Source organism: Streptomyces musisoli (genome assembly GCF_016741855.1).
GTDB lineage: Bacteria > Actinomycetota > Actinomycetes > Streptomycetales > Streptomycetaceae > Streptomyces > Streptomyces musisoli.
Map to the genome: position 1 here is coordinate 36,746 of NZ_JAERRH010000017.1, position 12,352 is coordinate 49,097.

Here is a 12,352-nt window from a genome sequence, read left to right on the forward strand (position 1 = left end):
CATGACGACCGATGGACTGTACGTACCGCCGGGCCACGGCCGCGTCGTCGAGACGCCGGCCCAGCGGGTGACGTTCAAGGTCACCGGCACCCACTCGCGGATGGCCTCGACCTTCGAGGTGGAGGTCCCGCCGGGCTTCGACGTGGGCGCCCATGTGCACACGCGCAGCGAGGAGCTGTTCTACGTCCTCGACGGCGAACTGGACGTGCTCGCCTTCGAGCCGCGCATTCGCACACCGGACAACTGGCAGAGGTGGGAGTCGAGTTCGGGCAGCCGGGTGGTGCGGGCGACGCCGGGCACGGTCATCGTCGTGCCCCCGGGCTGCCCCCACGCCTTCGCGAACCCGACGGAGACGCCCGCGAGGATGTTCTTCCAGGCGAGTCCGCCGCCGGATCACGAGCTCTACTTCGAGGAGTTGCTGGAGATCCTGGGCAGCGGGGGCCCGCCGGACCAGGAGGCGATCGAGGCGCTGCGGGCCAAGTACGACATCGAGCAGCTCACCCCGCTGAGACACCGGTGAGCCCCTCCCGGCCCGAAGGGTGCGGGGCCGCATCGGCATGCGGCCCCGCCACCCGCGCGCGAGGAACCCGGCGCGATCACGCGGCCTTCGCCGCCCGCGCGAGAAGCCGGACGGCAGCATGCGGCCCCGCCGCCCGCACGCGACGAGCCGGGCGGAACCGGCGGTCCGCGCTACCCCCGCGCCTCTACGCCTCTACGCCTCTACGCCTCTACGGCCCTACGGCGCTAGGCGCTAGGCGCTAGGCGCTAGGCGCTAGGCGCTAGGCGCTACCGGATCGGCATCCCCGCCAGCGTGCGCGCGATCACGAGCCGCTGGATCTCGCTCGTGCCCTCGAAGATCGTGTAGATCGCGCTGTCCCGGTGCATCCGCTCGACCGGATAGTCCCGCGTGTACCCGTTGCCGCCGAGGATCTGGACGGCCTGCGCGGTCACCTTCTTCGCGGTCTCGCTCGCGAACAGCTTGGACATGGAGCCCTCGGCCGCGGTGAACGGCTTGCCGTTGACCGCCATCCACGAGGCACGCCACACCAGCAGGCGGGCGGCGTCGATCTGCGTCCGCATGTCGGCGAGCTGGAAGGCCACGCCCTGGTTGTCGATGATCGGCCGGCCGAACTGCTCCCGGGTCCTGGCGTAGTCGAGGGCGACCTCGTAGGCGGCACGAGCGGTACCGACGGCCATCGCACCGACGGCCGGCCGCGAAGCCTCGAACGTGGCCATCGCCGCGTTCTTCATGCGCTCGCCGCCGGTGGCCTTCGCCTTCTCCCGGGCGCGGGCCAGCCGCGCGTCCAGCTTCTCCTTGCCGCCGAGGAGGCAGGATCCGGGGACGCGGACGTTATCGAGGACGACCTCGGCGGTGTGCGAGGCGCGGATGCCGTGCTTCTTGAACTTCTGGCCCTGGGACAGGCCGGCCGTGCCCGGCGGGACGATGAAGGAGGCGTGGCCCTTGGAGCCCAGCTCCGGGTCGACGACGGCGACGACGACGTGGACGCCCGCGATGCCGCCGTTGGTGGCCCAGGTCTTCGTGCCGTTGATCACCCACTCGTCCTTGGCCTCGTCGTACACGGCACGCGTGCGCATGGAGGCGACGTCGGAGCCGGCGTCCGGTTCGGAGGAGCAGAACGCGGCGACCTTGACGTCGTTCTGGTCGCCGTACATCTGCGGGATCCAGGTGCCGATCTGTTCCTCGGTTCCGTTGGCGAGGACTCCCACGGCGGCCAGACCGGTGCCCACGATGGAGAGGGCGATGCCCGCGTCGCCCCAGAACAGCTCCTCCATGGCCATCGGGATACCGAGGCCGGTGGGGTCGAAGTACTGCTGCGCGTAGAAGTCGAGGGAGTAGATGCCGACCTTCGCCGCCTCCTGGATGACCGGCCAGGGAGTCTCCTCGCGCTCGTCCCACTCGGCCGCGGCCGGGCGGATCACGTCCGCGGCGAAGCCATGGAGCCAGTCCCGGACTTCCTTCTGTTCGTCGTTCAGCTCCATGGTGAACTCGGCCATGTCCCCTCCAGCGGCGGCAGTGCGATGTTACTAGCGGTAACAAGAGTCTGTTACCGACCGGTAAGAAAAGTCAACCGCTGGTGACGCGTCGGCATCCCGTTCGATGTCAGGGGCCCGGTCAGTGTTAGTTTGCGCAGGCGTCACCGAATCAGCACGGGTGGGGAGAGCACATGGACACCACGCAGCGGACCGATCAGCAGCGGTCCGCCGACCGCCGACGGCGCGAGCTGCTGGAGGCCGCCGACCGGGTGGTGCTGCGCGACGGCCCACAGGCGTCGATGAACGCCATCGCCGCGGAGGCGGGCATCACCAAGCCGATCCTCTACCGCCACTTCGGGGACAAGGGCGGACTGTACGCCGCCCTGGCCAAGCGGCACACCGACGCCCTGCTCGATTCGCTGCGGGCGGCGCTGGACGCCCCGGCGGACCGGCGCGAACGCGTCGAGTCCACCCTCGCCACCTATCTCGCGGCGATCGAGGCCCGGCCCCAGGTGTACCGGTTCCTGATGCACCCCGCGGAGGGCAGCACCGGCGGCGACCACGGGTTCGACGTCGGCAAGCACAGCGCCCCGCTGCTGCGCCGGATGGGCGAGGAGCTGGCCCAGGTCATCGAGGAGCGGGTGGACCTCGGGCCGGAGAGCCAGCAGCTGGCCCGCGTCTGGGGCCACGGCATCGTCGGGATGATGCACGCGGCGGGCGACTGGTGGCTGGGGGAACGGCCCTGCTCCCGCGCCGAACTGGTGCGGTCCCTCGCGGACCTGCTGTGGGGCCGGCTCGCGGCAGCGGGGGACAAGGTGGGTGGTCCGGGGTTCTGACGGACGCCTCTCCACCACGGGTGCGCGGAGGCCGGCCGCCCGGTCCCCCGCGCCTCTAGGCGGTACCACCCGTCCGGTGCCAGGGCGCCCGCCCGACCTGCCGGTCCAGTCTGCGCCTGCGCCAGCCCGTCAGGTGGTCCGCGTACACGCGGCCCTCCAGGTGGTCGCACTCGTGCTGAAGGCACCTGGCGAAGAAACCCGTGCCGTGCACGGTGACCGGCTCCCCCGTCACCGTGAACCCCTCGACGACCGCGTGGTCGTGGCGTTCGGTCCCCGCCTCCAGACCCGGCAGGGACAGACAGCCCTCCGGACCCCGGACCACCACGCCGTCCGTCTCCACCAGCCGCGGGTTCACCACGTGGCCGAGGTGACGCACGTCCTCGTCGTCGGGACAGTCGTAGACGAACACCCGCAAACCGACCCCGATCTGGTTCGCGGCCAGGCCCACCCCCTGCGCCGCGTACATCGTGGCGAACAGGTCCTCCACGAGGGCCGCCAGGTCGGGGCCGAAGTCGGTGACGTCCCGGCAGGGCTCGCGCAGGACCGCGTCGCCGAGCAGGGTCAGAGGCCGGACGCGCCCGCGGGCGCCCGGAATGGAACCGTGTCGCATGGCGGCAAGGGTACGGTTCGTTCAGCCCATGCCCGCCGCTCAAGGCGAGGGACCGGGATTCGGGTGTGCGAATGGATCTCGATAGGCTGAGGTTCACACCACGCTGCCGGATGGCCCCAGGCGCGGCGCGTACGCAAGGAGGATCGAGAACTGATGGCAGGCAACTCGGACCCGCTCTCGCCGCGGGCCAAGCTGGCCGTGACCGCGGGCAAGGCGGTCGCCGCGGCATCGCGCGCCGCGGGACGTGGCAGCGGGTCGGTGATCGGTGGCCGGGTCGCACTCAGACTCGACCCCGATCTGCTCGGGCGGCTCGCCCAGAACCTGGACGTCGTCCTGGTGTCCGCCACCAACGGCAAGACCACGACCACCCGGCTCATCGCGGAGGCGCTGCGCGCCGCGGGCCCGGTCGTGTCCAACGCGCTCGGCGCCAACATGCCGGCCGGCATCACGTCCGCGCTCGCGGGCGGCTCGGAGGCGAAGTTCGGCGTCATCGAGGTCGACGAGAAGTACCTGGCCGGAGTGGCCCGGGACACCGACCCCAAGTGCATCGCCCTGCTGAACCTCTCCCGCGACCAGCTGGACCGCGCCGCCGAGACCCGGATGCTCGCCGAGAACTGGCGCGAGGGTCTGGCCGGCACGAAGGCCGTCGTCGTCGCCAACTGCGACGACCCGCTGGTGGTCTGGGCCGCGTCCTCCTCCCCGAATGTGATCTGGGTCGCGGCCGGGCAGATGTGGAAGGACGACGCCTGGTCCTGCCCGTCGTGCGGCGGCGTCATGCAGCGCCCCGGCGACGACTGGTTCTGCGGCGAGTGCGGCTTCCGCCGGCCCACGCCGACCTGGGCGCTCTCCGGCGACCACGTGCTCGACCCGCACGGGTCCGCCTGGCCGATCCACCTGCAGCTGCCGGGCCGCGCCAACAAGGCGAACGCGGCCAGCTCCGCGGCCGTCGCCGCCGTCTTCGGGGTGCCGCCGCAGGTCGCCCTGGAGCGGATGTACCAGGTGCAGGCGGTCGCCGGCCGGTACGACGTCGTCCAGTTCGAGAACCGCGACCTCCGTCTGCTGCTGGCCAAGAACCCGGCCGGCTGGCTGGAGACGTTCTCCCTGATCGACCCGCCGCCCGCCCCGGTGATCCTCTCCGTGAACGCGCGCGGAGCCGACGGCACCGACACCTCCTGGCTGTGGGACGTCGACTACACCCGGCTGACCGGCCACCCGATCTTCGTGATCGGCGACCGGAAGCTGGACCTCGCCGTCCGTCTGGAGGTCGCGGGCCAGCACTTCCAGGTCTGCGACAACCTCGACCAGGCCGTGCAGATGTGCCCGCCGGGCCGGATCGAGGTCATCGCGAACTACACCGCGTTCCAGGACCTGCGCCGCCGCGTCGGCAACTGATCTTCGAAGGGCGATCACCTCATGAGCGACAACCAACTGCGGCTGGTGTGGATCTACCCGGACCTGCTGAGCACCTACGGCGACCAGGGCAACGCCCTCGTCGTGGAGCGGCGGGCCCGGCAGCGCGGCCTGGACGTGGCCCGGCTCGACGTGCGCAGCGACCAGCCGATCCCGACGTCCGGCGACATCTACCTGATCGGCGGCGGCGAGGACCGTCCGCAGCGGCTCGCGGCCGAACGGCTGCGCCGCGACGGGCACCTTCAGCGCGCGGTGGAGAACGGCGCGATCGTCTTCTCCGTCTGCGCCGGCTACCAGATCCTCGGCCACGAGTTCATCAACGACCTCGGCCAGCGCGAGCCGGGCCTCGGCCTGCTCGACGTGGTCTCGGTGCGCGGCGAGGGCGAGCGGTGCGTCGGCGACGTCCTCGGGGACATCGACCCGCAGCTCGGCCTGCCCCAGCTGACCGGCTTCGAGAACCACCAGGGCGTCACCCATCTCGGCCCCACCGCCCGCCCCTTCGCCCGCGTGCAGATCGGCAAGGGCAACGGCACCGGGGACGGCACGGAGGGCGCGTACAACGGGACCGTCTTCGGTACGTACATGCACGGGCCCGTCCTCGCCCGCAACCCGCTGATCGCCGATCTGCTGCTGAAGCTGGCGCTCGACGTCAACGCGCTGCCGCCGACCGACGACCGCTGGTACGAGGCGCTGCGCAACGAGCGCATCTCGGCGGCGCAGCAGCCCGCGTAACCCGCTGGGAGGGCTGTCCGGCAGCCCGTCCGACCGGTGCCGGAAAGGCTGTCGGCAGCCCGACGACCGACCGAGAAGGGCTGTCCGGCAGCCTTCGCAATCGGCTGGAGAAGGTCTGCACGGCAGCCTTGCCATGCGGCTGGAGAAGGTCTGCACGGCAGCCTGCGCGCCCCTCTTTCCGACGAGGTTCACGCGCGGTCCGGCGGCTTCCCGGCGGGCCCGACTGACGGCCCGTCCGCTCACATGTGCGGGCGCGTCCAGCAGGCGGACGCCCGCTACGGAGCCACCCCCTCACGCCGGTAGGGTGGCCGGGAATCCGCCGGACAACGTGGTCCGGTCTGACCGGCCCACGTTGAGAAGGTAATCCGGGCTATGCGCATTGGTGTCCTCACGTCCGGCGGCGACTGCCCCGGCCTGAACGCCGTCATCCGGTCCGTCGTGCACCGTGCCGTCGCCGACCACGGCGACGAGGTCATCGGCTTCCGGGACGGCTGGAAGGGCCTCCTGGAATGCGACTACATGAAGCTCGACCTCGACGCGGTGGGCGGCATCCTCGCCCGCGGCGGCACCATCCTCGGCTCCTCCCGCGTCCAGCCGTCCCACCTGCGCGACGGTGTGGAGCGGGCCAAGGGCCATGTGGCGGAACTCGGGCTCGACGCCATCATCCCCATCGGCGGTGAGGGCACGCTGAAGGCGGCCCGGCTGATGTCGGACAACGGTCTGCCCGTCGTCGGTGTGCCGAAGACCATCGACAACGACATCGCTGTCACGGACGTCACCTTCGGCTTCGACACGGCCGTGGGCGTGGCGACCGAGGCCCTGGACCGGCTCAAGACCACCGCCGAGTCGCACCAGCGGGTGCTGGTCGTCGAGGTCATGGGCCGTCATACCGGCTGGATCGCCCTGCACTCGGGCATGGCCGCCGGTGCGCACGCGATCGTCGTGCCCGAGCGGCCCTTCGACATCGACGAGCTGACCGCGGTGGTCGGCGAGCGGTTCGAGGCGGGCAAGCGGTTCGCGATCGTCGTCGCCGCCGAAGGGGCCAAGCCGCGCCCCGGCTCCATGGAGTTCGACGAGGGCGGCAAGGACGTCTACGGCCACGAGCGCTTCGCGGGCATCGCCCGGCAGCTGTCGATCGAGCTGGAGCAGCGGCTCGGCAAGGAGGCGCGGCCGGTGATCCTCGGGCACGTGCAGCGGGGCGGCACGCCGACCGCGTACGACCGGGTGCTGGCGACCCGCTTCGGGTGGCACGCGGTGGAGGCCGTGCACCGGGGCGAGTTCGGCATGATGACGGCCCTGCGCGGGACGGACATCGTGATGGTGTCGCTGGCGAAGGCCGTGGAGACGCTGAAGACGGTGCCGCAGGAGCGGTACGACGAGGCGGAGTGCGTGCTGTAGGAGGTTCGCCGCAGGAGGTGCCTGTCTCCGCCGGGTGCGGGTGACTTGTGGCTGGTCGCGCAGTCCCCCGCGCCCCCTTGCGGGGCGCGCCCCGGCCGACCCCCGTCGAAGGAGTGCCCGGGGGCGGTTCTACTCTTGGGGGCGGACAAGTCGCACAACCCCCATGAAACAGGAGCCGGCGGATGGATCACAGCGGGCACGGCATGACCACGGATCTGCCGCCGTTCACGCTGGCGCGAGGGCTTGAGTGGTCGGCCGACCCGTTCTTCCTCATCGCCTGCCTGGCAGGCCTGGCCCTGTACGGCTGGGGCGTGCTGCGACTGCGGCGGCGCGGCGACACCTGGCCGGTGAGCCGCACCGTTCTCTACGTCGTCGGGGTGCTCACCATCGCGCTGGTGATGTGCACCAGGCTGAACGACTACGGCATGGTCATGTTCAGCGTGCACATGGTGCAGCACATGGTGATCAGCATGCTGTCGCCGATCCTGATCCTGCTCGGCGCCCCGGTCACGCTGGCGCTGCGCGCGCTGCCGGCCTCCGGGCGGGGCCACAAGGGTCCCCGCGAGCTGCTGCTGATGCTGCTGCACAGCCGGTACATGCGGATCGTCACCCACCCGGCGTTCACCATCCCGCTGTTCATCGCGAGCCTGTACGCCCTCTACTTCACGCCGCTGTTCGACTTCCTGATGGGCTCCAGGGCCGGGCACCTCGCGATGATGGTGCACTTCCTCGCGGTCGGTGTCGTGTTCTTCTGGCCGATCATCGGCGTCGACCCCGGTCCGCACCGGCCGGGCCATCTGATGCGGATGCTGGAGCTGTTCGCGGGCATGCCGTTCCACGCGTTCTTCGGTATCGCGCTGATGATGGCGACGACACCGATGGTGGGCACCTTCGAGCACCCGCCCGCCTCTCTCGGCATCGACGCGCTCTCCGACCAGAACGCGGCCGGCGGCATCGCCTGGGCGTTCAGCGAGATCCCGTCGGTGCTGGTGCTGATCGCGCTGCTGTTCCAGTGGTACGGCTCCGAGCAGCGGCAGGCCAAGCGCAAGGACCGGGCCGCCGACCGGGACGGCGACAAGGAGCTGGAGGCCTACAACGCCTATCTGGCCTCGCTGAACACGCGCGAGGGCTGAGCCGCCGCGCCCCCGCGGGCCGGAGCCGTGTCGGTTCCGGCCCGCAGCCGTATCCCGTCCGGGCCGGAAACGGGGCACCATGGTCGTGGACGGACCATGAGGAGGGTGTCGCGATGCCCGGTTCCACGAACGGTTCCACCAAGACGATGGGTGCACTCACGGTCGGCGGGCTGGTCGTCGTGACCGCCTACACGGTCGCGCTCGGCAGCAACGGCTGGCTGTGGTTCGGCTGGGTGGTGCTGGGGCTGCTGACACTCGCGCTGGTCCTCACCCAGCCGTGAGCCGCGGCGCGCGCCCGGGGCTGGCTACAGTGCCCGCATGAACAGCAGGACGCCCTCGTTCGACGAGCTGGACCGCCGGATCATCACCGCGCTCATGGCGAACGCCCGGACCAGCTTCGCCGAGATCGGCGCGGCGATCGGGCTGTCGGCCACGGCGGTCAAGCGGCGCGTGGACCGGCTGCGGGAGACGGGGGTGATCACCGGGTTCACGGCGACGGTGCGGCCCTCGGCGCTCGGCTGGCGCACGGAGGCGTACGTCGAGGTGTACTGCGAGGGCGCGGCCCCGCCCCGGCGTCTGGCGGAGGTGGTCCGCAACCATCCGGAGATCGCGGCGGCCATGACGGTGACCGGCGGCGCCGACGCGCTGCTGCATGTGCGGGCCCGGGACGTGGAGCACTTCGAGGAGGTGCTGGAGCGGATCCGCGCCGAGCCGTTCATCCGGAAGACGATCAGCGTGATGGTTCTGTCCCACCTGCTCCCGGAAAGCCCGGAAGCGGGCGCCACCCACGCGGCCCCCTGATCCCCCGGAGACGCGCAGGAGTCGTGCGCGCCTCCCGGCGACAACGCAGCGATGCTGCGCATCTACGCAGCTCTTCTCGCTTGTCGCGCGTCTGCCTCCCTTCCTACCGTGGTGTCACCCCTCAGTGACACACAGGAAACCGGAGGAGACCCTCTGTGTCCGAACGTCGTGTGCCGCGTTCCCGGCGTTTTCTCGTCTGCGAACCCAGACATTTCGCCGTCCAGTACGCGATCAACCCCTGGATGCAACCCGACCGGCCGGTCGACGTCGACCTGGCCCAGGACCAGTGGCAGGCGCTGATGCGCGCCTACCGGGCCCATGGCCACACGGTCGACACCGTCGAGCCGGTGGCCGGCCTGCCGGACATGGTGTTCGCCGCCAACGCGGCGTTCGTCGTCGGCGGCCGGGTCTTCGGCTCCCTCTTCCACGCCCCGGAGCGACGCCCGGAGTCCGACCACTACGACACCTGGTTCAAGGCGGCGGGTTACGACGTGTACCGCCCCGAGTCGGTGACCGAGGGCGAGGGCGACCTGGTGTGGACGGGCCGGTACGTGCTCGCCGGCACCGGGTTTCGCACCACCCGTGAGGCGCACCGGGAGGCGCAGGAGTTCCTCGGCCACCCGGTGATCGGCCTGACGCTGGTGGACCCGTACTTCTACCACCTGGACACGGCGCTGTTCGTCCTCGACGACGACAACATCTGCTACTTCCCGGAGGCGTTCTCGCCGGGCAGCCAGGAGGCCCTCCAGCGCCTGTATCCGGACGCGGTGCTCGCCACCCGCGAGGACGCGCTGGCGTTCGGCCTGAACTCCGTCTCCGACGGCCGGCACGTCTTCATCGCGCCCCAGGCCGAGGCGCTGGCCGAGCGCCTCGCCGGCCACGGCTACGTCCCCGTCCCCGTCGACCTGTCCGAGTTCCACAAGGCCGGCGGCGGCATCAAGTGCTGCACCCAGGAGATCCGCTGATGACCGCACCCGCGCGCACCCGTACGTCCGACGACCTGATCCGCGCGGAGGAGCCGGTTCTCGCGCACAACTACCACCCGCTGCCCGTCGTCGTGGCCCGTGCCGAGGGCACCTGGGTGGAGGACGTCGAGGGCAACCGCTACCTCGACATGCTGGCCGGGTACTCGGCCCTCAACTTCGGGCACCGCCACCCGGCGCTGATCGAGGCCGCCCACCGCCAGCTCGACCAGCTGACGCTGACCTCCCGCGCCTTCCACAACGACCGGCTCGCGGAGTTCGCCGAGCGGCTGACGGAACTGACCGGCCTCGACATGGTGCTGCCGATGAACACCGGCGCGGAGGCGGTGGAGAGCGGCATCAAGGTGGCCCGCAAGTGGGCCTACGACGTGAAGGGCGTCCCGGCCGACCGGGCGACCATCGTGGTCGCGGCCGAGAACTTCCACGGCCGTACGACCACCATCGTCAGCTTCTCCACGGACGAGACGGCCCGGGCCGGGTTCGGTCCCTTCACGCCCGGCTTCCGGGTCGTGCCGTACAACGACCTGGCCGCGCTGGAGGAGGCGGTCGACGAGACGACGGCGGCCGTGCTGATCGAGCCCGTCCAGGGCGAGGCCGGTGTGATCATCCCGGACGACGGCTATCTCGCCGGGGTGCGGGAGCTGACCCGCCGCAAGGGCTGCCTGTTCATCGCCGACGAGATCCAGTCGGGCCTCGGCCGCACGGGCCGTACCCTCGCCGTCGAGCACGAGGACGTCGTCCCGGACATGCTGCTGCTCGGCAAGGCGCTGGGCGGCGGCATCGTGCCGGTGTCGGCGGTGGTGGCCCGGCGCGAGGTGCTGGGTGTGCTGCACCCGGGTGAGCACGGCTCGACGTTCGGCGGCAATCCGCTCGCCGCGGCGGTCGGCACGGCCGTGGTCGAGCTGCTGGAGACCGGTGAGTACCAGCGGCGGGCGGCCGAGCTGGGGGTGATCCTGCGGGACGGGCTGGGCGAGCTGGTCGGCCGGGGCGTGACCGGTTTCCGCGCGCGCGGGCTGTGGGCCGGTGTGGACGTCGACCCGGCCCTCGGCACCGGCCGCGCGATCAGCGAGCGCCTCATGCGCGAGGGGGTCCTGGTCAAGGACACCCACGGCTCGACGATCCGGCTGGCGCCGCCGCTGACCATCACGGCGGAGGAGCTGCGGTCGGCGCTGGCGGCCCTGGAGAAGGTGCTGGCCTGAGGAACGGGCGGGCGGGGGCCGGTGGCGGTACCCGGCCCCCGCCCGCCGTGCCGTCAGCTCGTGCCGAGGAGCTGCCTCATCTCCTTGATCTCGGCGTTCTGCGCGGTGACGATGTCGTCCGCCACGGCCTTGGCCGCGCCGCTGCGGCCCTTGTCCTTCTCGGTGGCGGCCATCTCGACGGCGCCCTGGTGGTGGCGGACCATCAGCGACAGGAACCGGGTGTCGAAGTCCTTGCCGGTGGCCTTCTTCAGGGCGGTCATGTCGGCGTCGCTCATCATCCCGGACATCCCGGAGTGGCCCGAGTGGTCCATGCCGGCCATGGGCACCTGCTCGCCCCATGCCGTCAGCCAGCCGGTCATGGTGCGGATCTCCGGGTCCTGCGCCTTCTCGATCCGGGCGGCGAGGTCCTTCACCTGCGCGGAGGAGGCCCGGCCGGCGGCGAGTCGGGCCATCTCCAGTGCCTGCCGGTGGTGCGGGACCATGCCCTGCGCGAAGGCGACGTCCTGGGCGTTGTGCGCGCCGGCCGACGAGCCCGGGGTGGCGGAGGAGCCGGCGGCGGAACGGTGGCCGGTGTGGCCGCTGCCGCCGCCGTCGCCGCAGGCGGCCAGGACGAGGGCACTGGTCACGGCGACCGCGGCGAGGCCGGCACGGCGCGTCAGGGTACGGGTGGTGGTCATGGTGGGAACTCCTGCTGTTCTGGGGGGATTTCGGGCACGCGTGGGACGGCCGCGGGGGGTGCCGGGCCGTAGGTGCCTCTAGATCCGCAGGAGCTGGAGTTCCGCCAGGGACGGTGGTGCGCGGGCGCCGTCCGGTGCCGCGTCCGCGCACGGGCGCTGCACGGCCTGCGGCACGGCGGCACCCGACAAGGCGGGGCTGGGCGCGGGCAGCTGCGGACCGTCGTTCACGGCGCCGGACGCACAGGTCGGATCGGCGTGGTGCAACCGGCCGCCGCCGCAGTGGCCGTCCCCGCCGGGGCAGTCGTCCATCGTGCCGAGCGCGACCGTGCCGTGCCCGGTACGGGCGTGCTCCGTGTGCGCCGCGTGCGCCGCCCCGCCGCCGGGCGCGAGGGCGTGCATGCCCAACAGCCCGACCAGTACCGCCAGTACGGACAGCGCGCGGTACCGCCGGAGCGGTCGCCGAAGGTGCTGTCCCGTGCTGTGCATCGGGGCCATCGTACGGGGCGGGTGGCGGCGGACGTCCTGAGGCCCGCGACGCGCCCCGGCGGACGTCCTCCGCAGCCGGGATCCCTCCCGGG

General features: G+C 71.7%; 14 protein-coding genes. 10 read left to right on the forward strand and 4 right to left on the reverse strand.

Translation table 11 applies throughout. The features are described from left to right. The first annotated feature begins 1 nt into the window (after position 1). Entirely contained in the window at positions 2-520 is a 519-nt protein-coding gene (locus JK361_RS31505) for a cupin domain-containing protein (protein WP_201824799.1), read from the forward strand. Positions 521-786: 266 nt separating this feature from the next. Here the strand turns inward: JK361_RS31505 and JK361_RS31510 are convergent, their stop codons facing one another. After that, positions 787-2,016, reverse strand: a complete 1,230-nt coding sequence (locus tag JK361_RS31510; protein WP_201824806.1) for an acyl-CoA dehydrogenase family protein — start codon at positions 2,014-2,016, stop codon at positions 787-789. A gap of 170 nt (positions 2,017-2,186) precedes the next feature. Between JK361_RS31510 and JK361_RS31515 the strand changes: the two genes are divergently transcribed. After that, complete coding sequence (locus tag JK361_RS31515; protein ID WP_201824809.1) at positions 2,187-2,831, forward strand: TetR/AcrR family transcriptional regulator; 645 nt, start codon at positions 2,187-2,189, stop codon at positions 2,829-2,831. Between the two features lie 55 nt (positions 2,832-2,886). Here JK361_RS31515 and def read toward each other — a convergent pair whose 3' ends face one another. Further along, a complete protein-coding gene (def, locus tag JK361_RS31520) occupies positions 2,887-3,441 on the reverse strand; it encodes a peptide deformylase (RefSeq protein WP_201824811.1) in 555 nt (184 codons plus the stop codon). A 153-nt stretch (positions 3,442-3,594) separates the two neighbouring features. Between def and JK361_RS31525 the strand changes: the two genes are divergently transcribed. From JK361_RS31525 to rocD, 8 genes are all read left to right on the forward strand, one after another. Further along, entirely contained in the window at positions 3,595-4,833 is a 1,239-nt protein-coding gene (locus tag JK361_RS31525) for a Mur ligase family protein (RefSeq protein ID WP_201824813.1), read from the forward strand. A 21-nt stretch (positions 4,834-4,854) separates the two neighbouring features. Continuing rightward, positions 4,855-5,583 (forward strand): type 1 glutamine amidotransferase, encoded by a 729-nt coding sequence (locus JK361_RS31530; protein ID WP_201824815.1) that lies wholly within the window; start codon positions 4,855-4,857, stop codon positions 5,581-5,583. A 372-nt stretch (positions 5,584-5,955) separates the two neighbouring features. After that, on the forward strand, positions 5,956-6,981 hold the full coding sequence (locus JK361_RS31535; protein WP_201824817.1) for a 6-phosphofructokinase: 1,026 nt from the start codon (positions 5,956-5,958) through the stop codon (positions 6,979-6,981). A gap of 182 nt (positions 6,982-7,163) precedes the next feature. Beyond that, complete coding sequence (locus tag JK361_RS31540; protein ID WP_201824819.1) at positions 7,164-8,114, forward strand: cytochrome c oxidase assembly protein; 951 nt, start codon at positions 7,164-7,166, stop codon at positions 8,112-8,114. Between the two features lie 113 nt (positions 8,115-8,227). After that, a complete protein-coding gene (locus tag JK361_RS31545) occupies positions 8,228-8,395 on the forward strand; it encodes a hypothetical protein (RefSeq protein ID WP_201824821.1) in 168 nt (55 codons plus the stop codon). A 37-nt stretch (positions 8,396-8,432) separates the two neighbouring features. Continuing rightward, positions 8,433-8,915, forward strand: coding sequence for an Lrp/AsnC family transcriptional regulator (locus tag JK361_RS31550; RefSeq protein WP_201824823.1), 483 nt, complete (start codon positions 8,433-8,435; stop codon positions 8,913-8,915). 155 nt (positions 8,916-9,070) lie between these two features. Next, positions 9,071-9,880 (forward strand): dimethylargininase, encoded by an 810-nt coding sequence (gene ddaH, locus JK361_RS31555; RefSeq protein WP_201824825.1) that lies wholly within the window; start codon positions 9,071-9,073, stop codon positions 9,878-9,880. After that, positions 9,880-11,097, forward strand: coding sequence for an ornithine--oxo-acid transaminase (gene rocD, locus JK361_RS31560; RefSeq protein ID WP_201824827.1), 1,218 nt, complete (start codon positions 9,880-9,882; stop codon positions 11,095-11,097). Before ddaH ends, rocD begins: the two co-directional genes overlap by 1 nt. 53 nt (positions 11,098-11,150) lie before the next feature. On the opposite strand, the gene JK361_RS31565 is transcribed toward rocD, so the two are convergent. Both JK361_RS31565 and JK361_RS31570 read right to left on the reverse strand, forming a co-directional pair. After that, positions 11,151-11,774 (reverse strand): DUF305 domain-containing protein, encoded by a 624-nt coding sequence (locus JK361_RS31565; protein ID WP_201824829.1) that lies wholly within the window; start codon positions 11,772-11,774, stop codon positions 11,151-11,153. 78 nt (positions 11,775-11,852) lie between these two features. Beyond that, positions 11,853-12,260 carry a DUF6153 family protein gene (locus JK361_RS31570; protein WP_201824830.1) on the reverse strand — a complete coding sequence of 136 codons (408 nt, stop codon included), beginning with the start codon at positions 12,258-12,260 and terminating at the stop codon, positions 11,853-11,855. Between the last annotated feature and the right edge of the window lie 92 nt (positions 12,261-12,352).